This window comes from Polaromonas sp. P1_E1_2 (assembly GCF_056406035.1).
The window spans coordinates 1-21,723 of record NZ_JBFUAZ010000014.1; the positions used below are offsets into that span (position 1 = coordinate 1).

Here is a 21,723-nt window from a genome sequence, read left to right on the forward strand (position 1 = left end):
GCCATGGCCAGCCCCGGCTGGGCAGGCGAAGCTGAGGCGAAAAAATGGATTGACAGCGAATTCCAGCCCTCTACGTTGTCCAAGGACAAGCAGCAGGCTGAGATGAAGTGGTTTATCGATGCGGCCAAGAAGCTGCAGGCCAAGGGCGTCAAGGAAATCTCGGTCGTGTCCGAGACCATCACGACCCACGAATACGAATCGAAGACGCTGGCAAAAGCCTTTGAGGAAATCACCGGCATCAAGGTCAAGCACGACATCATTCAGGAAGGCGACGTGGTTGAAAAGCTGCAGACTTCCATGCAGTCGGGCAAATCGATTTACGACGGCTGGATTTCCGACTCCGATCTGATCGGCACCCACTACCGCTATGGCAAGATCCTGGCGCTGTCCGACTACATGGCCGGTGCGGGCAAGGAATACACCAACCCGGGCCTGGACCTCAAGGACTTCATCGGTACCAGCTTCACCACGGCGCCCGACGGCAAGCTCTACCAGCTGCCCGACCAGCAGTTCGCCAACCTGTACTGGTTCCGTGCCGACCTGTTTGCGCGCAAGGACTTGCAGGACAAGTTCAAGGCCAAATACGGCTACGACCTCGGGGTGCCGCTGAACTGGAGCGCCTATGAGGACATCGCCGAGTTCTTCACCAACGACGTGAAGACCATAGACGGCAAGCCGATTTACGGCCACATGGACTACGGCAAGAAGGACCCCTCGCTGGGCTGGCGCTTTACCGACGCCTGGCTGTCCATGGCCGGCACCGCCGACAAGGGCATCCCCAACGGCATGCCGGTGGACGAGTGGGGCATTCGCGTGGCGGCCGACAAGTGCACGCCTGTGGGCGCCTCTGTTGCGCGTGGCGGGGCCACCAATTCACCTGCTGCGGTCTACGCGCTGACCAAGTACGTGGACTGGATGAAGAAGTACGCGCCCAAAGAGGCCAGCGGCATGACCTTTGGTGAAGCCGGCCCGGTGCCGGCCCAAGGGCAGATCGCCCAGCAGATCTTCTGGTACACGGCCTTTACCGCCGACATGACCAAGAARGGACTGCCTGTGGTGAAYGCCGACGGCACGCCGAAGTGGCGCATGGCGCCTGGCCCCAATGGCCCTTACTGGAARCAGGGCATGCAAAACGGCTACCAGGACGTGGGGAGCTGGACCTTCTTCAAGGACCATGACCCCAACAAGGTGGCCGCGGCCTGGCTGTACGCGCAGTTCATCACCTCCAAGACCGTTTCGGCCAAGAAGTCGGTGGTGGGCCTGACCTTCATCCGCGACAGCGACATCCACCATGAGTACTTCACCAAAAATGCCGCCAATTACGGTGGCCTGATTGAGTTCTACCGCAGTCCGGCCCGTGTGGCCTGGACGCCGACGGGCAACAATGTACCCGACTACCCCAAGCTGGCGCAGCTGTGGTGGAAGAACGTGGCCCAGGCCGTAACGGGTGAAAAGACCCCGCAGGGTGCGATGGATACGCTGGCCGATGAGATGGATCAGGTGATGGGCCGCCTTGAGCGCGCCGGCATGGCCCACTGCGCGCCCAAGCTCAACCCCAAAGGTGACCCTGCCAAGTGGCTGAGCGACAAGGGTGCGCCATGGGCCAAGCTGGCCAATGAAAAGCCCAAGGGCGAAACCATCAACTACGACAAGTTGCTGCAGGCCTGGAAAGACGGAAAAGTACGCTGATCGCGTGGCCGTGCAGTGCGCAAGTGCTGCACGGTCCGTTTTTTTGCGGGATTGAGGTTATTGCAACAAGCGCAGGGTAAGCTCGGCGCTCTTTTACCAATGGGTTTGTATGAAAACGGGAAGCAAGGCCCATGACGACTGAATTAGCGCCCGCGCAAACGCGGCGCCAGGATTTAATGGCCCGGCTTGCTGAGCCGCACCACTACGACATCGCGATCATTGGCGGCGGCGCTACCGGCCTGGGGGTCGCACTGGATGCGGCCGCCCGCGGATTTTCCGTCGTGCTGGTCGAATCGCACGACTTTGCCAAGGGCACATCGTCCCGCGCCACCAAGCTGGTGCACGGCGGCGTGCGCTACCTGGCGCAAGGCAATATCTCGCTGGTGCGTGAGGCCTTGCACGAACGCACCACGCTGCTGGCCAATGCGCCGCATCTGGCGCAGCCCTTGCCCTTTGTCATGCCTTCCTACAAGTTCTGGGAGGCGCCGTTCTACGGTATCGGGCTCAAGATGTATGACGCGCTGGCCGGCAAGGCGGGCCTGGGCGCCACGGAATTCCTGAACCGGCAAGAAACCCTTGCCTGCCTGCCGACAGTGCAGGCTCAAGATCTCAAGGGCGGCGTCAAGTACTGGGATGGCCAGTTTGACGACGCGCGGCTGGCGTTGGCGTTGGCCCGCACCGCGGCACGTCAGGGCGCGTTGCTGGTGAATTACTGCGCGGCAACGGGCCTGATCCATGAGGGCGGCAAGCTGGTCGGCCTGCATGCGCGGGACCAGGAAACGGGTCGTACGTTTGAACTCAGGGCGAACTGCGTGGTGAACGCGGCTGGCGTTTGGGTGGACCAGCTGCGGCTCCAGGATGGGCAAGCCATAGGGCGGGACGCCAAGCCCATGGTGGCGCCCAGCCAGGGTGTTCATATTGTGGTGGACCGCTCGTTTTTGCCTGGCGACCACGCCCTGCTGGTGCCCAAGACGGCCGACGGCCGGGTGCTGTTTGCCGTGCCATGGCTGGGTAAAACCATTTTGGGGACCACGGACACGCCGCGCCACGACCTGGCGCGCGAGCCGCTGCCTTTCCGCGAAGAAGTTGACTTCATCCTGCGCGAATCGGCTCGCTACCTGAGCCGCGCGCCCGGCCCGGCTGACATTAAAAGCATTTGGGTGGGGTTGCGGCCCCTGGTCAAGCCGCCGGATGAGGATGCCGGAAGCACCCAGGCGTTGTCGCGTGAGCACACGGTGCTGGTCAGCAAAAGCGGCCTGGTCACGGTGACGGGAGGGAAGTGGACCACTTACCGGGCGATGGCGGAAGACGTGCTGGACAAATGTTTTGGCGCGGCGTTGCTGCCAACACGCGGGGCCGGCGTCACCACAAACTTGAAGTTAGTTGGCGCTCACAATTCGAATCACAAAATTAGCGAGGCGCCAGGGTCTCATCTGTATGGCAGCGAGGCGTCCGCCATGGAAAACCTGCCGGGTGCCAGCCGCGAATTAGGCGGTGGGCTGACGGAGGCAATGGTGCGTTTCGCTGCCCGCCATGAATATGCCCGCACCGTTGAAGACGTACTGGCACGGCGTTCCCGTCTGCTGTTTCTCGATGCGGCACTGGCCAGAACCCTGGCGCCGGAAGTGGCCACTCTGCTGCAGCAGGAAAACGGCGTGGATCCGCAGCTGGATGAATTCCTGACGCTGTGTGGCCAATACCTCAGCCTGCCAGCCTGAATTGCCGCCAGTTGCCGTCCTGCAAAGGAGGAAGGAGGCGGGCAAAATTGGATGCCCGGGCAGATTTTTGCTCTCTTTTTGATAGCTGGTTGCGCGCATCCCTATTGGCCTGAGGCCGGATTTAATGCTGAAAATCCGCCCGCGGCATAAGCGCGAAGCGTGGCCGGTACCCGGGGGCTCCCCCGGGCTTCTGGAGGGGCCGCCGCTTTATTGTGGGGATATTTTCACAACAAGCGGTTGACAGTGGCTTTTCGCTCGGTCATAATCGTGGGCTTCGCTCTAAAAAGGCGAGGAATTCTGCCTAACGGAAGCACTGCAAGTGGTTTGCGGTGTGGACGACAGGCCCAAGACTGATTGGCTGGTAATCCCAAGGGGTTGCCTTCCGGTGCAAGTTGGGAACACATTTAAATGATTCAAACGCAATCCAAGCTCGATGTTGCTGACAACACGGGTGCCAAGTCCGTGATGTGCATCAAGGTTCTGGGCGGCTCCAAGCGCCGGTACGCCAGCGTTGGTGACGTCATCAAGGTGAGCATCAAAGAAGCCGCTCCGCGTGGCCGCGTCAAAAAAGGCGAGGTTTACAGCGCTGTGGTCGTTCGCACCGCCAAGGGCATTCGCCGTGGCGATGGTTCGCTCGTCAAATTCGACGGCAACGCAGCAGTGTTGCTTAACGCCAAGCTGGAGCCAATCGGCACCCGCATCTTCGGACCAGTGACGCGCGAACTGCGCACTGAAAAGTTCATGAAGATCGTGTCCCTGGCTCCTGAAGTTCTGTAAGGACTCGCCATGAATAAAATCCGTAAAGGCGACGAGATCATCGTGATCGCTGGTCGCGACAAAGGCAAGCGCGGCAAGATTTCGCTGCGCAAAGATGACAGCTATGTGCTGGTGGATGGGATTAACCTGGTGAAAAAACACACCAAGCCCAACCCCCTCAAGGGTACCACCGGCGGCATCGTCGAAAAAAGCATGCCGATTCACCAGTCGAACGTGGCAATCTTCAATGCCGCTACCGGCAAGGCGGATCGCGTTGGCATCAAGCTCCTGGCAGACGGCAAAAAAGTGCGCGTCTTCAAATCCAGTGGCGAAGAAATCAAGGTTGCATAACATGGCAAAGACCGCACCTGTACAAGCCGCTTCGCAGGCTCGCCTGCAAGCTCAGTACCGCGAAAAAATCGCCCCCGGCCTGATTGAGAAATTCGGCTACACCTCGCCCATGCAGGTTCCCCGTATCACCAAGATTACGCTCAATATGGGCGTGAGCGAGGCTGTTGCTGACAAGAAGGTTATGGACAACGCCGTCGGCGACATGACCAAGATTGCCGGCCAGAAGCCTGTCGTGACCAAGGCCAAGAAGGCTATCGCCGGTTTCAAGATCCGCGAAGACCTGCCTATCGGCTGCATGGTGACCCTGCGCGGCGTGAAGATGTATGAGTTCCTCGATCGTTTCGTTACCGTGGCCCTGCCCCGTGTGCGTGACTTTCGTGGTATTTCCGGCCGGGCCTTCGATGGCCGCGGAAACTACAACATCGGCGTGAAAGAGCAGATCATTTTCCCTGAGATCGAGTACGACAAGGTTGACGCCTTGCGCGGCCTGAATATCAGCATCACCACAACGGCAAAGACCGATGAAGAGTGCAAGGCACTCCTCACCGCCTTCCGTTTTCCGTTCAAGAACTGAGGCGGGACATGGCAAAACAAGCTTTACTGCAACGTGAACTGAAGCGCGAGAAACTCGCCGCGAAGTTCGCCAAAAAATACGCTGAACTCAAGGCGACGTCCAACGACGCCAAGCGTTCTGACGAAGAGCGTCAGCTGGCTCGCCTCGAGCTGCARAAACTGCCCCGCAACGCGAACCCGACCCGCCAGCGCAACCGCTGCGCGATCACGGGCCGCCCACGCGGTACTTTCCGTCAATTTGGTCTGGCTCGCGCCAAGATCCGTGAGTTGGCTTTTGCTGGTGATATCCCCGGTATCACCAAGGCAAGCTGGTAAGCATAGGAGAACCACAAAATGAGCATGAGTGATCCTATTGCCGACATGTTGACCCGCATCCGCAATGCACAGATGGTTGAAAAAGCCGTCGTGCTGGTGCCGTCGTCAAAAGTCAAAGTTGCCATCGCGCAGGTATTGAAGGATGAGGGCTACATCGATGGCTTCTCCGTCAAGACCGACGAAGGCAAGTCCCAGCTGGAAATCGCCCTGAAGTATTACGCAGGCAAGCCCGTGATTGAGCGCATTGAGCGCGTCAGCCGCCCCGGCCTCCGTGTTTACAAAGGCCATGGTGCCATCCCCCAGGTCATGAACGGCCTTGGTGTGGCAATTGTCACGACTCCGCAAGGTGTCATGACGGATCGTAAAGCCCGCGCTACCGGTATCGGTGGTGAAGTGCTTTGCTACGTGGCCTAACGGCGGCATTTGAGGAGAAACTGAAATGTCTCGTGTAGGAAAAATGCCAGTGGCCGTACCTCAGGGTGTGGACGTGGCCATGAAAGCAGACCAGATCAATGTCAAGGGCGCTCTCGGCACCCTGGCGCTGACGCAGAACGCGCTTGTCACCATCAAGAACGATGCAGGCAAGCTGACTTTTGTGCCGGCCAATGATTCGCGTGAAGCCAATGCCATGAGCGGCACGATGCGCCAGCTCGTGAACAACATGGTGACGGGTGTCACCAAGGGTTTCGAGAAAAAATTGAGCCTGGTCGGCGTGGGCTACAAGGCCCAGGCCCAGGGCACCAAGCTGAACCTGACCGTGGGGTATTCGCACCCTGTGATCATGGACATGCCTGCTGGCATCACCGTTGCAACCCCGACTCCCACGGAAGTGGTGATCAAGGGTTCCGACCGCCAGCGCGTCGGCCAGATCGCCGCTGAAGTTCGTGCTGTTCGTCCTCCCGAGCCTTACAAGGGCAAGGGCATCCGCTATGTGGATGAGAAGATCACGATCAAAGAAACCAAGAAGAAATAAGGAGCTGCATCATGTTGACCAAAAAAGAGCAGCGCCTTCGTCGTTCACGCCAGACCCGCATTCGCATTGCTACGCAAGGTGTTGCCCGTTTGACCGTGAATCGCACCAATCTGCATATCTATGCCAGCGTTATTTCTGGCGACGGCACCAAGGTCCTGGCTGCTGCTTCCACCGCGGAAGTGGAAGTCCGCAAGGAAATCGGCGCTTCGGGTAAAGGTGGAAACGTTGCTGCTGCGCAAGCCATTGGCAAGCGCATTGCCGAAAAGGCAAAAGCAGCAGGTGTTGAAAAAGTGGCGTTTGATCGCGCCGGTTTTGCGTACCACGGCCGCGTCAAAGCGTTGGCTGAGGCGGCTCGCGAAGCTGGTTTGCAGTTCTAAGCAGACTGGAATTAAGTATGGCTAAGTTTCAAGCAAAACAGCAAAACGACGCTCCAGACGATGGTCTGAAGGAAAAAATGATCGCGGTTAACCGCGTGACCAAAGTCGTGAAGGGCGGTCGTATCCTCGGTTTCGCCGCGTTGACCGTCGTGGGTGACGGCGATGGCCGCGTCGGCATGGGCAAGGGCAAGTCGAAAGAAGTGCCGGCAGCCGTGCAAAAAGCGATGGAAGAAGCGCGCCGCAACATGACCAAGGTCTCGTTGAAAAACGGCACCATTCACCACAATGTTTTCGGCCACCACGGTGCAGCCAGCGTCATGATGGCGCCGGCTCCCAAGGGTACCGGCATCATTGCTGGCGGTCCAATGCGCGCCGTTTTCGAAGTCATGGGCATCACCGACATCGTGGCGAAGAGCCATGGTTCGAGCAACCCTTACAACATGGTGCGCGCCACCATGGACGCACTGAATAATTCCACGACCGCTTCTGAAATTGCGGCCAAACGTGGCAAATCGGTCGAAGAGATCTTCGGCTAAGGCGGCATTGAAAATGACCAAAGAAACCAAAGTCAAAGTCCAGCTGGTTCGCAGCCCGATTGGCACCAAGGAATCGCATCGCGCTACTGTGCGCGGTCTGGGCCTTCGTGGCGTCAACAGCGTCAGCGAATTGCAGGATACGCCCGCAGTGCGCGGCATGATCAACAAGATCAGCTATCTGGTCAAGATTGTCTGAGCGGAGACTCATCATGGAATTGAACGGAATCAAGCCTAGCGAAGGCGCCAAACATGCCAAACGACGCGTTGGTCGCGGCATCGGCTCTGGCCTGGGCAAAACGGCAGGACGTGGTCATAAAGGCCAGAAGTCCCGCTCCGGTGGTTATCACAAGGTGGGCTTCGAAGGCGGTCAAATGCCTATGCAGCGTCGCTTGCCCAAGCGCGGCTTCAAGTCGCATTTGCTGAAGTTCAACGCCGAGGTCACCCTCGGCGCGCTGGAGCAGCTCGGCCTGGCYGAAGTCGATCTGYTGGCWCTGAAGACTGCCGGCCTGGTGGGCCAGCTYGCCAAGAACGTCAAGATCATCAAGACCGGTGAACTGACCAAGGCAGTCAAGCTGAACGGCATYTCYGCCACGGCRGSTGCCAAGGCTGTGATCGAAGCCGCCGGCGGCTCTGTCGCTTAATACCTGACTGGATAATCAGTGGCAACCACTTCGGCTCAAATCGCGAAAACCGGCAAGTACGGTGATCTGCGCAACAGGCTTGTGTTTTTGCTGCTGGCCCTGGTGGTGTACCGCATTGGCGCGCACATCCCGGTGCCAGGGATTGACCCTGGCCAGCTGAAAGAGCTTTTCAAGGGCCAGCAAGGCGGCATATTGAACCTGTTCAATATGTTCTCGGGTGGTGCCCTGTCGCGATTCACGGTGTTTGCCTTGGGCATCATGCCGTACATCTCGGCCTCGATCATCATGCAATTGCTGACGTACGTCGTTCCGACGTTCGAGCAGATGAAAAAAGAAGGCGAAAGCGGCCGGCGCAAGATTACGCAGTACACGCGTTACGGCACGCTGGCTTTGGCACTGTTCCAGTCCATGGGTATTGCCGTGGCGCTGGAAAGCTCGCCAGGCCTGGTGCTGGCACCCGGTTTTGGTTTCCGCATGACTGCAGTGTTCAGCCTGACGGCCGGCACGATGTTCCTGATGTGGCTGGGTGAGCAGATTACCGAGCGTGGTTTGGGTAACGGCATTTCGATCCTGATTTTTGCCGGTATTGCGGCAGGCTTGCCGAATGCCATGGGTGGTTTGCTCGAATTAGTTCGCACCGGCGCCATGAGTATTCTGGTAGCCATCGTGATCGTCGCGGTGGTCGTGCTGGTGACGTATTTCGTGGTGTTCGTAGAGCGTGGGCAACGCAAGATTCTTGTGAACTATGCGCGGCGCCAGGTGGGTAACAAGGTTTACGGTGGACAGTCATCGCACTTGCCGCTGAAGTTGAACATGGCGGGCGTGATCCCACCGATTTTCGCTTCATCGATCATTTTGCTGCCTGCCACGGTTGTGGGCTGGTTTAGTACCGGTGAAAGCATGCGCTGGCTCAAAGACATTGCCAGCACGCTGACGCCGGGCCAGCCCATCTATGTGATGCTGTACGCCAGCGCGATTGTGTTCTTCTGCTTCTTCTATACGGCGCTGGTGTTCAACAGCCGTGAAACGGCGGACAACCTGAAAAAGAGCGGTGCGTTCATTCCGGGGATTCGGCCGGGTGATCAGACGGCCCGTTACATTGACAAAATCCTGGTGCGCTTGACGCTGGCAGGTGCGGTGTACATCACATTCGTGTGTTTGCTGCCGGAGTTTCTGATTTTGAAATACAACGTGCCGTTTTATTTTGGCGGTACGTCGTTGATGATTATTGTCGTGGTGACCATGGATTTCATGGCCCAGGTACAGAACTACATGATGTCGCAACAGTATGAGTCGTTGCTTAAAAAGGCGAACTTCAAGACGTCACTGGGCGGTTAACTGGGTATTTGATGGGATATGTCTAAAGACGATGTGATCCAGATGCAAGGTGAGGTTGTAGAAAACCTCCCCAATGCGACTTTCAGGGTGAAGCTGGAAAATGGACATGTTGTACTGGGGCACATCTCGGGAAAAATGCGTATGCACTACATCCGCATTCTTCCCGGTGACAAGGTAACGGTTGAGTTAACGCCTTACGATTTATCGCGCGCACGAATTGTTTTCCGTGCCAAGTAAGCACAGAGTGAAAGTTTAGGAGTAATAGAAATGAGAGTTTCAGCTTCGGTCAAGAAAATTTGCCGTAACTGCAAAGTTATCCGTCGCAAGGGTGTTGTCCGTGTGATTTGCACGGATCCGCGTCACAAACAGCGTCAAGGCTGATTTCAAGAGTTTTAGAGGACGAACATGGCTCGTATCGCTGGTATCAATATTCCGCCGCAGCAACATGCCGAAATCGGCTTGACTGCTATCTTTGGCATCGRTCGCACGCGCGCTCGCAAAATTTGCGAAGCATGTGACATCGCTTACGCCAAAAAGGTCAAAGATCTGACCGATGGCGACCTGGAAAAAATCCGTGAGCAGATCGCCCTGTTCACCATCGAGGGTGACCTGCGTCGTGAAACCACGATGAACATCAAGCGCCTGATGGACATCGGTTGCTACCGTGGTTTCCGCCACCGTCGCGGCCTGCCCATGCGTGGCCAGCGCACCCGGACCAATGCCCGTACCCGCAAGGGCCCGCGCAAGGCCGCTGCAGCTTTGAAGAAATAATTGAGAGGTCGTCATGGCAAAATCACCAAGCAATAACGCCGCACAACGCGTTCGCAAGAAAGTTCGCAAGAACGTGGCCGATGGTATCGCCCACGTCCACGCTTCTTTCAATAACACGATCATCACTATCACGGATCGCCAGGGCAATGCCTTGTCCTGGGCGTCTTCCGGTGGTCAGGGTTTCAAAGGTTCGCGCAAATCCACCCCTTTCGCAGCGCAGGTCGCTTCCGAAGTGGCAGGTCGTGCCGCCATTGAGCAAGGCATCAAGAATCTTGACGTCGAAATCAAGGGTCCTGGTCCAGGTCGTGAATCATCTGTTCGCGCTTTGGGCGCACTCGGCATCCGGATCAAYTCGATTGCCGACGTGACCCCGGTTCCGCACAACGGCTGCCGCCCGCAAAAGCGCCGCCGCATTTAATTCCCCGTGCCCAGGCATCCGGCGGGTTGTTTCAGCCCGTCAGATACCAGGCATTTTTACCAAGCCCACCGCCGCAGGTTACGACCTCCGGCTCCTGCAATTCATTGCAGCAGATGACAAAAGGACATTCAAGTGGCACGTTACCTAGGCCCCAAGGCCAAACTATCCCGCCGTGAAGGCACCGACCTGTTCCTGAAGAGCGCACGCCGCGCCATCAGCGACAAGGCCAAATTCGACTCCAAGCCGGGTCAACACGGTCGTACCTCCGGTACCCGTACTTCCGACTTCGGCTTGCAGTTGCGCGAAAAGCAAAAAGTCAAGCGCATGTATGGCGTGCTCGAAAAGCAGTTCCGCCGGTATTTTGAAGAAGCGGATCGTCGCAAGGGCAATACCGGCGCCAATCTGCTGTTCATCCTTGAGTCGCGTCTGGACAACGTTGTGTATCGCATGGGCTTCGGTTCGACCCGTGCTGAAGCGCGCCAGCTGGTTTCGCATAAGGCCATCACGGTCAATGGCGGATCTGTCAACATTCCTTCGTACATGGTCAAGGCCGGCGACATCATTGCCGTACGCGACAAGTCGAAGAAGCAGACCCGCATCACGGAAGCCCTTGAGCTTGCAAAACAGGTCGGCCTGCCCGCCTGGGTCGATGTGAACGCCGACAAGGGAGAAGGCACCTTCAAGAAGGTACCCGATCGCGACGAGTTTGCCGCCGACGTCAACGAATCGTTGATCGTCGAGTTGTACTCACGCTAATTTTTCGTTCCTGCGATACGGGGCACCGTATCGCCAGGGTGTGCTTCGCCGGCCTTATCGGTGTAACGAACCGAGGGTATTGAGAGGAAGACTGCATGCAGACCAATTTGTTGAAACCAAAAACCATTAATGTTGAGCAGCTTGGCGCCAACCGCGCCAAGGTGACTCTGGAACCGTTTGAGCGTGGCTACGGCCATACGCTGGGCAACGCGCTGCGCCGCGTACTGTTGTCTTCCATGGTCGGCCACGCCGCCACCGAAGTCACCATCGCAGGTGTCCTGCACGAGTACTCGTCCATCGACGGTGTGCAGGAAGACGTCGTCAACATCCTGTTGAACCTCAAGGGTGTGGTGTTCAAGCTTCACAACCGCGACGAAGTCACGCTGAGCCTGCGCAAAGACGGCGAAGGCCCAGTCACTGCCGCCGACATCCAGACTCCGCACGACGTGGAAATCATCAACCCAGAACACGTGATCGTGAACTTGTCGCACGGCGGCAAGATCGACATGCAGATCAAGGTTGAAAACGGCCGCGGCTACGTGCCCGGCAACCAGCGCCGCTATGGCGATGAGTCGCCAAAGTCGATTGGCCGGATCGTGCTCGACGCGTCTTTTTCGCCCGTCAAGCGCGTGAGCTACATCGTCGAAAGCGCCCGCGTTGAGCAGCGCACCGACCTCGACAAACTCGTGCTGGAAATCGAAACCAACGGCGCCGTGACGGCTGAAGATGCTGTCCGTGCCTCGGCCAAGATCCTGGTCGAGCAGCTGGCCGTGTTCGCACAGCTCGAAGGCAATGAACTGGCCGCGTTTGACGCACCCGTTCAGCGCAGCTCGCAGCAGTTCGACCCGATCCTGCTGCGCCCTGTCGATGAGCTCGAACTTACCGTTCGTTCGGCAAACTGCCTCAAAGCGGAAAACATTTACTACATCGGCGATCTGATCCAGCGCACTGAGAATGAGCTACTGAAGACGCCGAACTTGGGCCGTAAATCGCTCAACGAAATCAAGGAAGTGCTTGCATCGCGCGGCCTGACTCTTGGTATGCGCCTGGAAAGCTGGCCACCCGCCGGCCTCGACAAGCGTTAATTTGAACCACAAGATCCCGCCCGAAAGGGGATCTCGCACGGGCAGTACCTGATACGGCTGTCTGGATTTTAAAAAAGGAAACATCATGCGCCACGGACACGGATTACGTAAACTCAACCGCACCAGCGAGCACCGTCTCGCCATGCTGCGCAACATGATGAACTCGCTGCTGCAGCACGAAGTCATCAAGACCACCCTGCCCAAGGCCAAAGAATTGCGCCGCGTGGTCGAACCCATGATCACCCTCGGCAAAGAACCTACTCTGGCCAACAAGCGCCTGGCATTTGACCGCCTGCGCGACCGCGATATGGTCGTCAAGCTGTTCGCAGAGATCGGTCCACGCTACAAGGCACGTCCCGGCGGCTACACCCGCATTTTGAAGATGGGCTTCCGCGTTGGTGACAACGCGCCCATGGCACTGGTTGAACTGGTGGACCGTCCTGAAGTGTCGGAAGACACTACAGCTGACACGGCCAAGGCAGAGTAAGCTACAATACACACATACCGCGCGGTGGAGCAGCCTGGTAGCTCGTTGGGCTCATAACCCAAAGGTCGTAAGTTCAAATCTTGCCCGCGCAACCAACACGTTAGCCTCTCAAGGCCAACAGCAAAACGCCTGCATCAAGCAGGCGTTTTGCTTTCCGGCCTTCATTCGGCGTTCAGCGGTTCTACTGCCAGTAGCATCACTGGCAGTCATTGCTTGCGGCTGGCCTGCATGGCGGTTGCTCAGTCCGGCATAACTGCTGTCACTTCAATTTCGACCTGGGCGCGGTCTTCAACCAGCGCCGCAACCTCGACACATGTCATGGCCGGAAAATTCTTTCCCATGACTTCGCGGTAGACGCCACCCAATTCCTTGAGCCTGGCCACGTACTCGACACGATCCACCACATACCAGGTCATGCGGACCATATGTTCGGGTCCGGCGCCACCGGCCTTCAGCACGGCCGCAATGTTCAGCAGCGCCTGGCGCGTCTGCGCGATGAAATCGTCGCTCTCGAACTGTTGCTGCGCATTCCAGCCAATCTGGCCGCCCACAAACAGCAGGGCGCCGCGAGCAAGGATGCCGTTGGCATAACCTTTCGGCTCGGCCCAGTCGGGCGGTTGTAGTTTCTTGATCATGAGCTTCCTGAGGGTGTTTTCAAATAAGGTAACAGGGCGCTGCGCATTCGTTCGGGAAGCGGCAGGGGTTTGCCATTGGGGAGCTCCGAATAGACCACCACGCCATGCGCTTTCAGCTTGATGGTCACCCCGGCGCTGCCAACTGGGCTGCCATGGATTTCGTAGTGCATACCCATGCTCGCGTTGCCAAGGCGGGTCAGTTCCAAAGTAATTGTCAGTGGGTCGCCATGGCGGCACATACCCAGGAACTCAACCTTCAAATCCACAATCGGCACACCCGTGCCTCCGGCAATCAAGACATGTTCGGGAAAACCGATGTGGGCCAGGAAGTCCTCTTGCACCTCATGCAGCAGATAGAGAAACTGCGGGTAAAAAACGATGCCGGCCGGATCGCAATGGTGAAACCTGACGAGCTTTTGCGCGGTGAATTTCATGATTCGCGCAGCTTGAAGCGTTGCAGCTTGCCGGTTTCAGTGCGTGGGAGCTTGGTCACGAATTCGATCTGACGGGGATATTTGAAAGGCGCAAGCGCCGCCTTGACGTGGTCTTGCAGGGCTTTTGTCATGACGTCATCAGCTGCCTGATCAGGCTTGAGCACCACAAAGGCCTTGACGACCATCCCCCGGTCGTCGTCGGGCAAGCCCACAACACCGCATTCAGCTACGGCAGGGTGCTTGAGCAGGGCATCTTCCACCTCAGGGCCCGCCACGTTGTAGCCCGCGGTAATGATCATGTCGTCGGCGCGCGCCTGGTAGAAGAAATAACCGTCGGCGTCCTGCATGAAGGCGTCGCCCGGATAGTTCCAGCCGTCCTTCACATAGTTGCCCTGGCGCGCATCATCGAGGTAGCGGCAGCCGGTCGGGCCCACCACAGCCAGCTTGCCTATGGTGCCGCGCGGCACTTCCGTGCCGGTGTCGTCCACCACCCTGGCGGTGTAGCCTGGCACCACCTTGCCGATGGCGCCGCGGCGCACGTCGGCGCCGGCTGCGGAGATAAAGATGTGGAACATCTCGGTCGCGCCGATGCCGTCGATCATTTCAATACCGGTGGCGTCCTTCCATAGCTGCCGCGTGGCGTCAGGCAGACTCTCGCCGGCACTCACGCACACCCGCAAGCCGGGCACGCCGTGCTGTTTGGCGAAAGCAGCCATCTGCCGGTAAAACGTAGGTGCCGTGTAGCAGACCGTTGCGCCGACCTGGTTGATCAGCTTGACCATGGCCTCCGGCGTATAGGCGATGGAGGGGTAGTAAACCGAAGCGCCGGCCCACATCGGGAAAATCAGCATGCCGCCCAGGCCGAAGGTGAAGGCCAACGGCGGCGAGCCGATGACGATGTCGTCCGGCTTTGCCTTGAGCACGTGGCGCGGCCAGGCCTCGCTGGCCGCCAGCACGTCGCGGTGCGTGTGCACCGCGGCTTTGGGTTTTCCCGTGGTGCCCGAGGTGAAGGCCATCAAGGCGATGTCGTCGGCGGCTACCGGGCAGGGCGTGAATTCGCCGTCCTTCTGCGCAGACAGAACCGCGAGCGAGCCCGGTGCGTCCATCAGGTTGAAGGGCACGATGATGGGCAGCGTATCGCTTTGCGCCTGCGCCGCCTGCAATTCCTCCAGCAGGCTGGCATCACACAAAGCCAGCGCGGGCCTGGCTTTCTCAATGATCTCTCCCAGCTCCTTGGCACGCAGTAGCGGCATGGTTGCCACCGCCACCAGCCCGGCTTGCACAACGCCTAGCCAGGCCAGYGCCATGCCGATCGAGTTGCCGCCGCGCAGCAACACCCGGTTGCCGGGCTTGAGGCCGAAGTTTTCCGTCAGCACCTGTGCGATGCGGTTCACGCGCTCCAGTGCGTCGGCATAGGTCAGGGTGATCTTGTCCGAGCGCAGCATCGGCTTGTCCGCGCGTCCCTCGCGAAAAGCTTTGTCAAACAGGCTCTGCACCAGATTGGCCTGCGCCGGTATGCACAGCTCGGGCAGCGCGTACACCATGCGCGGAAGCTGTTCGTACGGCGGCAAACGGTCATGTACAAAGCGGTCCGTCTGTGCGGACGGTACCGCGGCAACACTTTCGATGGAGTCGGAGACGGAGGTGCTCATGATTGCAATACGGCCTTTCCAATGATGAGTTGCTGCACTTCGGTCGCGCCTTCGTAAATGCGCAATGAGCGTATGTCGCGGTACAGGCTTTCCACCTTGGTGCCAACCTTCACGCCMAGGCCACCATGCATCTGCAGCGCCATATCGATGACCTTCTGGGCGTTTTCGGTGGCTGTCATCTTGGCCATGGCTGCCTCGGCGGTGATGCGCGCGCCGCTGCCCAGGCGTTCGCTTTCGTCGCGCATCCAGGCGGCGCGATAGGTCAGCAGCGCGGCCGCATCGATCAGCGCCGCCATCTCGCCGAGCTTGGCTTGCGTGAGCTGGAAGTCGGCCAGCGTCTGGCCGAACATCTTCCGTTCCTTCGAGAAATGCACTGCCTCGGCCAGGGCACGGCGCGCCATGCCCAGCGCGGCAGCGGCCACGGAGGCGCGGAAGATGTCCAGCGTCTGCATCGCCAGCTTGAACCCGCCATGCAGCGCGCCCAACTGCGCGTCCCGCGGCAGCTTGCAATGCGTGAACTTCAGCGTGGCCAGCGGGTGCGGCGCCATCACAGCGATGTGTTCGCTGCTGTCCAGGCCCTTGTTTTCCGCATCGACAATGAAGGCAGTAATGCCGCGCGTGCCGGCCTGCGGATCCGTCTTGGCGAAGGTCACGTAAAAATCCGCGATGCCTCCGTTGCTGATCCAGGTCTTGCTGCCGTTCAAGGCCCAGCCTTCACCCGCGTCTGTGGCGGAGGTCACCATGGCACCGGCGTCCGAGCCAGCGTCGGGTTCGCTCAGCGCAAAAGCCGCGATCCTCTTCCCGTTGGCGACCAACGGCAGGTAAGCCGCTTGCTGTGCCGGCGTCCCCGCCAGCGTGATCGCGCCGCTGCCCAGCCCTTGCATCGCAAACGCGAAATCGGCCAGCGGCGAATGAAAAGCCAGCGTTTCGCGCAGGATGACGAGCGCGCGGGAATCCAATTTTTCAAGCGCGCCGCCCAGGGCGCCGTCCTTGCCCGCCGGCACGCAGTAGCGCAGCCAGCCGTTGGCGCCCAACAGACTCACCCACTCCCTGCAAGCCCTGCGGTCGTCGCTCTCGTCGATGTACTGATCCGGCGTCCAGTCGGCCAGGCGCTGCGCCAGGTCGCGGTGAACCTCGTCAAAAAAAGGCAGTGCCAGGTGGGCGGTGGTCGATCTCATGCGTGATCCTTGTCGTCCTGCCGCGCTCAGTCGCCGCGGAACACCGGTTTCTGTTTGGCTGAAAAGGCCTCGTACGCCCGTGTGAAATCTTGCGTCTGCATGCAGATGGCCTGCGCCTGCGCTTCGGCCTCTATCGCCTGGTCCAGCGTCATCGCCCATTCCTGGTGCAGCATGGTTTTGGTCATGCCGTGCGCAAAGGTCGGGCCGTCAGCCAGCTCTTGCGCCAGTTTTTGCGCCTGCGCCAGCACATCTTGCGGCTCGTGCAGCGCGTTGAAGAAGCCCCACTGCAAGCCTTCCTGCGCGCTCATGGATCTGCCGGTAAACAGCAGTTCCGATGCGCGCCCCTGTCCGATCAGGCGCGGCAGCAACGCGCAGGCTCCCATGTCGGCACCGGCCAGGCCCACGCGCGTGAAGAGGAACGCCGTCTTCGCCTGGGCCGTTCCCAGGCGCATGTCGGCGGCCAGCGCCATCATGGCACCGGCGCCGGCGCAGATACCGTCAATCGCCGCGATGATGGGCTGGGGGCACAGGCGCATGGCCTTGATCAGGTCACCCGTCATGCGCGTGAACTCCAGCATTTCCGGCATGGTCATTTTTGTCAGCGGCCCGATGATCTCGTGCACGTCGCCGCCCGAGCAGAAATTGCCGCCGGCGCCAGTGATGACCACTGCCTTCACGTCGGTGGCGGTGTTCAGCGTGCGGAACAGGTCGCGCAGCTCCGCGTAGGAGTCGAAGGTCAGCGGGTTCTTGCGCTCGGGCCGGTTCAGCGTCAGCGTCGCGACGCCGGCGTCGAAGGCGTAAGCGAAATGCTCCGCCTGGTGATGGGCCAGCGCATCAAACTGCGCATGCATGGGGTTGGCCAGGCCGATGTAGTGTTTCATGTCGTTTCCAGTTTGCTGTCGGTCAGCAGGGCGTTGTGGTGTTGCTTGACCTTGCCCAGCAGTTTGTGCAGGGACTCCACCTCGCGTGGTGACAAAGCCTCAAAGGCCGCGACGATCCAGGCTTCATGCTCGTTTGCCATTTCGTCGAACAGTTTTCGCCCCCGCGGGGTCAGGCGAACGCGATAGGCCCGGCGGTCACCCTCCACATCCACGCGCTCCACCAGCCCTTCATTCACCAGCTGGTCGGTAATGCCCGTGACGTTGCCGCCGGTCACCATCATGCGGCGCGACAGCTCGTTCATCTTCAGCCCTTCCGGGCTGCGCTCGAGTTGTGCCATCAGGTCAAAGCGCGGCAGGGTGGTGTCGAACTGTTCACGCAACTGGGTGCGCACCTGCTTTTCCACCAGCTGAGTGCAGGTCAGCATGCGCAGCCAGAGCCGCAACGCTTCGGGGTGTTCGCTGTGGCCTCTTGCTTCCATGTCCATGGCGTGTCTCCTTGATAATGCTACTTGTTGGCGCTATCTATTTGATAGCAACTTGCGCTTGTCCTGTCTGCGCTGCAAGCTCTTTTTGCTTCGAGAGTTCACGGTAGAGCTGGTCGCGCCCGCTCAGGTAGGGTTGTGGCCAGTCCACATGGCGGCTTTGCAGCTTGGCAGCTTCGTGCAGCGTCCAGGCGGGGTCGGCCAGGTGCGGGCGGGCAACGGCGCAGAGGTCGGCACGGCCGGCTGCAATGATGCTGTTGACATGGTCGACTTCCGAGATCGCGCCCACGGCGATGGTCTGTATGCCCACCTCGTTGCGGATGCGGTCGGCAAACGGCGTCTGGTACATGCGGCCGTAAACCGGCTTGGCCGCGCGCGTGGTCTGGCCCGACGACACGTCGATGAAGTCGCACCCTGCGGCCTTGAACATCCGGGCGACGGCAACGGCATCGTCGGCGGTGTTACCGCCCGGCGCCCAGTCGTGCGCGGAGATCCGCACGCTCATCGGCAGATGCGCCGGCCACACTTCACGCATGGCGGCAAACACCTCCAGCGGAAAGCGGCAGCGGTTTTCCAGGCTGCCGCCGTACTCGTCCGTGCGCTGGTTGGTCAGCGGCGTGATAAAGCTCGACAGCAGATAGCCGTGGGCGCAATGCAGCTCAAGCCAGTCAAACCCGGCTTCGGCCGCGTAGCGGGTGGACTGCACGAACTCAGTCTTGACACGGTCCATGTCGACGCGTGTCATGGCTTGCGGCACCTGGTTGGTGGGGCCGTAAGCCACAGCGCTAGCCGCCAGCAGCGGCCAGTTGCCGGTGACGAGCGGCTCGTCGGGCTCTTCCCAGCCGACTTGCGTGGAGCCTTTGGGGCCGCTGTGTCCCAGTTGCATGCCGATTCTGGCGCCGGCACCCGAGGCATGGACAAAATCCACGATGCGCTTGAAGGCCCTGGCCTGCGTCTCGTTCCACAAGCCCGGGCAGCCGGGGGTGATTCGGCCTTCTGCGCACGGTGCGGTCATTTCGACAAACACCAGCGCAGCGCCACCCAATGCGCGCGCGCCAAGGTGAACCAGGTGGAAGTCCTGCGGCACGCCGTCCACCGCGCTGTAGGTAGCCATGGGCGAAACGACGATACGGTTCTTCAGATTCAGTTCGCGGACCTTCAAAGGCAGCAGCATGGGCGGCGGTGCATGCGGTGCGCTGCTTTTAGCCAACCACTGCTCATAACCCTGCAGCCAGGCGGCATCGCGCACGCGCAGGTTCTCGTGGCTGATGCGCTGCGAGCGTGTGAGCAGCGAATAAAAGAACTGCTCGGCCTCCATGCCACTGTAGCGGTCAACGTTCTCAAACCACTCGGTCGAGTTGCGCGCCGCGTTCTGGATCTTCAGCACTTCCACGGAGCGGAGGGCTTCATAGGTTTTGAGCGCCGCAGCGGCATCACCGTGCTGCGCAAAACAGTTGGTCAACTCAATCGCGTCTTCCAGCGCCAGCTTGGTACCACTGCCGATGGAAAAATGCGCGGTATGCGCTGCATCGCCCATGAGTACGATGGGCACCTGTTTGCCGTTGATGTTTTCCTCGTGAACCCAACGTTCACAAACCACACGCGGAAAACGTATCCAGATCGCCGAGCCGCGCACATGCGTCGCGTTGTTCATCAGCGCGTTGCCGTCCAGGTATTTGGCAAACAGGCGTTCACAAAATGAGATGCCGTCTTCCTGGCTCATCTGGTCCAGGCCGTGCGCCTTCCACACGGCCTCGGGTGTCTCGACGATAAAGGTCGAAGTGTTCTCGTCAAACTTGTAGGCATGTGCGGCGAACCAGCCATGCTCAGTCTGCTCGAAGGCGAAGGTGAAAGCATCGAAAGTTTTGTGCGTGCCCAGCCAGACAAAACGGCAGGCGCGAAGCTCCACGTCTGGCTTGAAGGTCTCCGCATAACGGTTGCGGATGCGGCTGTTCAGACCGTCGCTGGCGATCACCACGTCGGCGTTGTATTGCGCAGCGATAGCCTGGTCGTCCTGCACGTCGGTTTCGAACACCAGGTCCACGCCCAGCGCGATGCAGCGCTCCTGCAGGATGTTGAGCAGACGCTTGCGGCCGATACCGCAGAAACCGTGGCCGCCGGAGCGCACCGAGCGGCCCTTGAAGAACACCTCCACGTCATCCCAATGGTTGAAGGCGTCGCCGATCAGCTGTGCGCTGACCGGGTCGGCCATGCGCAGGTTGCCCAGCGTCTGGTCCGACAGCACCACGCCCCAGCCGAAGGTGTCAAAAGGCCGGTTGCGCTCGACCACCGTCACCTGATGCGCCGGATTTTGCAGCTTCATCAGCAGGGCGAAATACAAGCCTGCGGGACCGCCGCCCAGGCAAAGAATGTGCATGAATGCGTACTCTCTGGATTAATTTGACCTTAATTGTTTAGGTTTAAACTAAATCCGTCAAGCGGGTTTTCCGGTGTTTTTCGCAACACCGGAAAACGGGTGTTACCGCAGCGGTGCAGAGGTGTGCCGGTATTTACGGCTGCCGCGCCAGCCGGATATCAGGGGGCCTGAAAGCCCGCTGCCCGGTAAGTGAGCAYCAGCGTATCCCGAAAACTACTGCCGGCCCGATCGTCTGCCGGCAGGATGGGCGTGGTCTCGTGAATTACCCGGGCATCGTCCAGCAGAAGCGCCGTCAGGGGCTCCTGCATCACAAAGCGCACACCATGCGGGCCGTTGGCATCGAACACCCGGGTTTCGCCGCCTTTGACGCCGTGCCGCGCCACCATCATCACCACCACGAAGTCCACACCGTCGCGATGTGCGCCTTCAGGCGTGGGCCGGCCTACCCCGCCCGCGGTGTCGATGCGGAACTGGTGCGCTTCAATATGCCAGCGCCCGGCGGGTTRCACTTGCGCAAACAGCTTGCCCAGATTGGCCAGCAGGTCCGTCCATGCCGGGGCTGTGGCTACCGCTGGCTCGACCGGGTCGAACCAGCGCTCGAAGCCGCCGTGCAGGGCGTTGTAGTCGGTGGGTTGCCAGTGGGCACGATGCGGGGTTTGCGTGAGCGTGCCTTCGGCCAGCTCCTGGACGAAGCAGGAATGGCGGCGCTTGCGGTAGTGGCCACCGTCTTTCAGATGGGCGTCAGGCGGCAAGCGGTTCCAGGAGTCTGTCAGCGCCTGCCAGCCTGATGTCCAAGCCGGCGTCGGCAGTTCCAGCGTGGCCGTCAGCTCGGCAGGGTTGAGCAGGCTCAGCCCGTCCTGGCTGAGCGCCTGGCGAGCCGACTTGGGGACAGTGGCGATATTGAACATGGGCCCTATTTTGCTTGAGCCGCGCGGCCGGCCCGGCAGCCGTAGCCGGAACCCCGGGGCCGCAACAGGTGAAACCAGCCTACATACACGGGTTCGAAAACTTTCCATAATGGCCTGTCTGTCCAACTTGAGGAGCCACCATGCTTTATAAATTCAAATCCAAAGACGCCGGCGACGTGATCATGCTCGAAGCCAACGGCCGCAAGGTCCTCGAAATCATCGGCAAAGACCCCGCCCCCAAAGGCATCATCCTGCCCGAGCAAATGCCCGCCGCGATAGCCGCCCTGCAGGCAGCGATCGCGCACGAGGAAGCCCACGATGCCAATGCCGACGAGGGGGTCGTCCCTGGCGACGGCCTGGGCCTGCGCCAGCGCGCCGTGCCGTTTATCGAC

The 21,723-nt window shown here is 59.8% G+C and carries 29 protein-coding genes and 1 tRNA gene; 22 read left to right on the top strand and 8 right to left on the bottom strand.

Translation table 11 applies throughout. The annotated features are described in order from the left end of the window. The first annotated feature begins 3 nt into the window (after positions 1–3). From AC1D1P_RS01780 to AC1D1P_RS01880, 21 genes are all read left to right on the top strand, one after another. Positions 4–1,689, top strand: coding sequence for an ABC transporter substrate-binding protein (locus AC1D1P_RS01780; protein ID WP_477671932.1), 1,686 nt, complete (start codon positions 4–6; stop codon positions 1,687–1,689). Positions 1,690–1,820: 131 nt separating this feature from the next. Further along, positions 1,821–3,407, top strand: coding sequence for a glycerol-3-phosphate dehydrogenase/oxidase (locus AC1D1P_RS01785; RefSeq protein ID WP_477668671.1), 1,587 nt, complete (start codon positions 1,821–1,823; stop codon positions 3,405–3,407). A gap of 408 nt (positions 3,408–3,815) precedes the next feature. Beyond that, the gene (gene rplN / locus AC1D1P_RS01790) at positions 3,816–4,184 is read left to right on the top strand and encodes a 50S ribosomal protein L14 (RefSeq protein ID WP_007869247.1); all 369 of its coding nucleotides are present in this window, start codon (positions 3,816–3,818) and stop codon (positions 4,182–4,184) included. A gap of 9 nt (positions 4,185–4,193) precedes the next feature. Continuing rightward, positions 4,194–4,514: a 50S ribosomal protein L24 gene (gene rplX, locus AC1D1P_RS01795; RefSeq protein WP_348045257.1), complete on the top strand. Its 321-nt coding sequence runs from the start codon at positions 4,194–4,196 to the stop codon at positions 4,512–4,514. 1 nt (position 4,515) lies between these two features. Next, positions 4,516–5,088: a 50S ribosomal protein L5 gene (rplE, locus tag AC1D1P_RS01800; RefSeq protein WP_092130238.1), complete on the top strand. Its 573-nt coding sequence runs from the start codon at positions 4,516–4,518 to the stop codon at positions 5,086–5,088. 8 nt (positions 5,089–5,096) lie between these two features. Then, positions 5,097–5,402 carry a 30S ribosomal protein S14 gene (gene rpsN / locus AC1D1P_RS01805; protein ID WP_188709725.1) on the top strand — a complete coding sequence of 102 codons (306 nt, stop codon included), beginning with the start codon at positions 5,097–5,099 and terminating at the stop codon, positions 5,400–5,402. Between the two features lie 18 nt (positions 5,403–5,420). Then, positions 5,421–5,816: a 30S ribosomal protein S8 gene (rpsH, locus tag AC1D1P_RS01810; RefSeq protein WP_371436766.1), complete on the top strand. Its 396-nt coding sequence runs from the start codon at positions 5,421–5,423 to the stop codon at positions 5,814–5,816. A 25-nt stretch (positions 5,817–5,841) separates the two neighbouring features. Further along, positions 5,842–6,375 (top strand): 50S ribosomal protein L6, encoded by a 534-nt coding sequence (gene rplF / locus AC1D1P_RS01815; protein WP_477671927.1) that lies wholly within the window; start codon positions 5,842–5,844, stop codon positions 6,373–6,375. An 11-nt stretch (positions 6,376–6,386) separates the two neighbouring features. Further along, positions 6,387–6,752, top strand: a complete 366-nt coding sequence (gene rplR, locus AC1D1P_RS01820) for a 50S ribosomal protein L18 (RefSeq protein ID WP_457281395.1) — start codon at positions 6,387–6,389, stop codon at positions 6,750–6,752. 17 nt (positions 6,753–6,769) lie between these two features. Beyond that, positions 6,770–7,288, top strand: coding sequence for a 30S ribosomal protein S5 (rpsE, locus tag AC1D1P_RS01825; protein ID WP_457281394.1), 519 nt, complete (start codon positions 6,770–6,772; stop codon positions 7,286–7,288). Between the two features lie 13 nt (positions 7,289–7,301). After that, positions 7,302–7,484: a 50S ribosomal protein L30 gene (gene rpmD / locus AC1D1P_RS01830; RefSeq protein WP_122954340.1), complete on the top strand. Its 183-nt coding sequence runs from the start codon at positions 7,302–7,304 to the stop codon at positions 7,482–7,484. 13 nt (positions 7,485–7,497) lie between these two features. Next, positions 7,498–7,929, top strand: coding sequence for a 50S ribosomal protein L15 (gene rplO / locus AC1D1P_RS01835; RefSeq protein WP_477671928.1), 432 nt, complete (start codon positions 7,498–7,500; stop codon positions 7,927–7,929). An 18-nt stretch (positions 7,930–7,947) separates the two neighbouring features. Next, positions 7,948–9,267 (top strand): preprotein translocase subunit SecY, encoded by a 1,320-nt coding sequence (gene secY / locus AC1D1P_RS01840; protein ID WP_477668669.1) that lies wholly within the window; start codon positions 7,948–7,950, stop codon positions 9,265–9,267. Between the two features lie 18 nt (positions 9,268–9,285). Continuing rightward, on the top strand, positions 9,286–9,504 hold the full coding sequence (gene infA / locus AC1D1P_RS01845; RefSeq protein ID WP_007869286.1) for a translation initiation factor IF-1: 219 nt from the start codon (positions 9,286–9,288) through the stop codon (positions 9,502–9,504). A gap of 30 nt (positions 9,505–9,534) precedes the next feature. Next, on the top strand, positions 9,535–9,648 hold the full coding sequence (rpmJ, locus tag AC1D1P_RS01850; protein WP_028820150.1) for a 50S ribosomal protein L36: 114 nt from the start codon (positions 9,535–9,537) through the stop codon (positions 9,646–9,648). 24 nt (positions 9,649–9,672) lie between these two features. After that, positions 9,673–10,038: a 30S ribosomal protein S13 gene (rpsM, locus tag AC1D1P_RS01855; RefSeq protein ID WP_477671929.1), complete on the top strand. Its 366-nt coding sequence runs from the start codon at positions 9,673–9,675 to the stop codon at positions 10,036–10,038. A 13-nt stretch (positions 10,039–10,051) separates the two neighbouring features. Beyond that, positions 10,052–10,456 carry a 30S ribosomal protein S11 gene (rpsK, locus tag AC1D1P_RS01860; RefSeq protein WP_007869288.1) on the top strand — a complete coding sequence of 135 codons (405 nt, stop codon included), beginning with the start codon at positions 10,052–10,054 and terminating at the stop codon, positions 10,454–10,456. A gap of 132 nt (positions 10,457–10,588) precedes the next feature. Then, a complete protein-coding gene (rpsD, locus tag AC1D1P_RS01865; RefSeq protein ID WP_457281392.1) occupies positions 10,589–11,212 on the top strand; it encodes a 30S ribosomal protein S4 in 624 nt (207 codons plus the stop codon). A gap of 95 nt (positions 11,213–11,307) precedes the next feature. Continuing rightward, the gene (locus AC1D1P_RS01870; protein ID WP_122954336.1) at positions 11,308–12,297 is read left to right on the top strand and encodes a DNA-directed RNA polymerase subunit alpha; all 990 of its coding nucleotides are present in this window, start codon (positions 11,308–11,310) and stop codon (positions 12,295–12,297) included. A gap of 85 nt (positions 12,298–12,382) precedes the next feature. Continuing rightward, positions 12,383–12,784 (top strand): 50S ribosomal protein L17, encoded by a 402-nt coding sequence (rplQ, locus tag AC1D1P_RS01875; RefSeq protein ID WP_122954335.1) that lies wholly within the window; start codon positions 12,383–12,385, stop codon positions 12,782–12,784. 18 nt (positions 12,785–12,802) lie between these two features. Further along, positions 12,803–12,879 (top strand) — tRNA-Met (locus tag AC1D1P_RS01880). A 144-nt stretch (positions 12,880–13,023) separates the two neighbouring features. Here AC1D1P_RS01880 and AC1D1P_RS01885 read toward each other — a convergent pair. From AC1D1P_RS01885 to AC1D1P_RS01920, 8 genes are all read right to left on the bottom strand, one after another. Next, positions 13,024–13,419 carry a RidA family protein gene (locus AC1D1P_RS01885; RefSeq protein ID WP_477668668.1) on the bottom strand — a complete coding sequence of 132 codons (396 nt, stop codon included), beginning with the start codon at positions 13,417–13,419 and terminating at the stop codon, positions 13,024–13,026. Further along, positions 13,416–13,853 carry an acyl-CoA thioesterase gene (locus tag AC1D1P_RS01890; RefSeq protein ID WP_477668667.1) on the bottom strand — a complete coding sequence of 146 codons (438 nt, stop codon included), beginning with the start codon at positions 13,851–13,853 and terminating at the stop codon, positions 13,416–13,418. The genes AC1D1P_RS01885 and AC1D1P_RS01890 overlap by 4 nt, the downstream gene beginning before the upstream one ends. Next, positions 13,850–15,505 (bottom strand): benzoate-CoA ligase family protein, encoded by a 1,656-nt coding sequence (locus AC1D1P_RS01895; protein ID WP_477668666.1) that lies wholly within the window; start codon positions 15,503–15,505, stop codon positions 13,850–13,852. Before AC1D1P_RS01895 ends, AC1D1P_RS01890 begins: the two co-directional genes overlap by 4 nt. Continuing rightward, positions 15,502–16,683 (bottom strand): acyl-CoA dehydrogenase family protein, encoded by a 1,182-nt coding sequence (locus AC1D1P_RS01900; RefSeq protein WP_477668665.1) that lies wholly within the window; start codon positions 16,681–16,683, stop codon positions 15,502–15,504. Before AC1D1P_RS01900 ends, AC1D1P_RS01895 begins: the two co-directional genes overlap by 4 nt. 26 nt (positions 16,684–16,709) lie before the next feature. Beyond that, positions 16,710–17,564, bottom strand: coding sequence for an enoyl-CoA hydratase family protein (locus AC1D1P_RS01905; protein ID WP_477668664.1), 855 nt, complete (start codon positions 17,562–17,564; stop codon positions 16,710–16,712). Then, positions 17,561–18,049, bottom strand: a complete 489-nt coding sequence (locus tag AC1D1P_RS01910; protein ID WP_477666480.1) for a MarR family winged helix-turn-helix transcriptional regulator — start codon at positions 18,047–18,049, stop codon at positions 17,561–17,563. Before AC1D1P_RS01910 ends, AC1D1P_RS01905 begins: the two co-directional genes overlap by 4 nt. A gap of 37 nt (positions 18,050–18,086) precedes the next feature. Continuing rightward, a complete protein-coding gene (locus AC1D1P_RS01915) occupies positions 18,087–20,423 on the bottom strand; it encodes a bifunctional salicylyl-CoA 5-hydroxylase/oxidoreductase (RefSeq protein WP_477668663.1) in 2,337 nt (778 codons plus the stop codon). A gap of 158 nt (positions 20,424–20,581) precedes the next feature. Next, positions 20,582–21,331, bottom strand: a complete 750-nt coding sequence (locus AC1D1P_RS01920) for a 2OG-Fe dioxygenase family protein (protein WP_477671930.1) — start codon at positions 21,329–21,331, stop codon at positions 20,582–20,584. Positions 21,332–21,471: 140 nt separating this feature from the next. Here AC1D1P_RS01920 and AC1D1P_RS01925 point away from each other — a divergent pair. Beyond that, a partial coding sequence (locus tag AC1D1P_RS01925) for a DUF1840 family protein (protein WP_477671931.1) occupies positions 21,472–21,723 on the top strand: 252 nt, incomplete at its 3' end.

Bases quoted from the DNA above. Each gene is read 5' to 3' on its own strand.
- AC1D1P_RS01785 (WP_477668671.1), top strand. From the start codon at position 1,821: ATGACGACTGAATTAGCGCCCGCGCAAACGCGGCGCCAGGATTTAATG.
- rplN (WP_007869247.1), top strand. From the start codon at position 3,816: ATGATTCAAACGCAATCCAAGCTCGATGTTGCTGACAACACGGGTGCC.
- rplX (WP_348045257.1), top strand. From the start codon at position 4,194: ATGAATAAAATCCGTAAAGGCGACGAGATCATCGTGATCGCTGGTCGC.
- rplE (WP_092130238.1), top strand. From the start codon at position 4,516: ATGGCAAAGACCGCACCTGTACAAGCCGCTTCGCAGGCTCGCCTGCAA.
- rpsH (WP_371436766.1), top strand. From the start codon at position 5,421: ATGAGCATGAGTGATCCTATTGCCGACATGTTGACCCGCATCCGCAAT.
- rplF (WP_477671927.1), top strand. From the start codon at position 5,842: ATGTCTCGTGTAGGAAAAATGCCAGTGGCCGTACCTCAGGGTGTGGAC.
- rplR (WP_457281395.1), top strand. From the start codon at position 6,387: ATGTTGACCAAAAAAGAGCAGCGCCTTCGTCGTTCACGCCAGACCCGC.
- rpsE (WP_457281394.1), top strand. From the start codon at position 6,770: ATGGCTAAGTTTCAAGCAAAACAGCAAAACGACGCTCCAGACGATGGT.
- rpmD (WP_122954340.1), top strand. From the start codon at position 7,302: ATGACCAAAGAAACCAAAGTCAAAGTCCAGCTGGTTCGCAGCCCGATT.
- infA (WP_007869286.1), top strand. From the start codon at position 9,286: ATGTCTAAAGACGATGTGATCCAGATGCAAGGTGAGGTTGTAGAAAAC.
- rpmJ (WP_028820150.1), top strand. From the start codon at position 9,535: ATGAGAGTTTCAGCTTCGGTCAAGAAAATTTGCCGTAACTGCAAAGTT.
- AC1D1P_RS01870 (WP_122954336.1), top strand. From the start codon at position 11,308: ATGCAGACCAATTTGTTGAAACCAAAAACCATTAATGTTGAGCAGCTT.
- rplQ (WP_122954335.1), top strand. From the start codon at position 12,383: ATGCGCCACGGACACGGATTACGTAAACTCAACCGCACCAGCGAGCAC.
- AC1D1P_RS01885 (WP_477668668.1), bottom strand. From the start codon at position 13,419: ATGATCAAGAAACTACAACCGCCCGACTGGGCCGAGCCGAAAGGTTAT.
- AC1D1P_RS01890 (WP_477668667.1), bottom strand. From the start codon at position 13,853: ATGAAATTCACCGCGCAAAAGCTCGTCAGGTTTCACCATTGCGATCCG.
- AC1D1P_RS01905 (WP_477668664.1), bottom strand. From the start codon at position 17,564: ATGAAACACTACATCGGCCTGGCCAACCCCATGCATGCGCAGTTTGAT.
- AC1D1P_RS01910 (WP_477666480.1), bottom strand. From the start codon at position 18,049: ATGGACATGGAAGCAAGAGGCCACAGCGAACACCCCGAAGCGTTGCGG.
- AC1D1P_RS01915 (WP_477668663.1), bottom strand. From the start codon at position 20,423: ATGCACATTCTTTGCCTGGGCGGCGGTCCCGCAGGCTTGTATTTCGCC.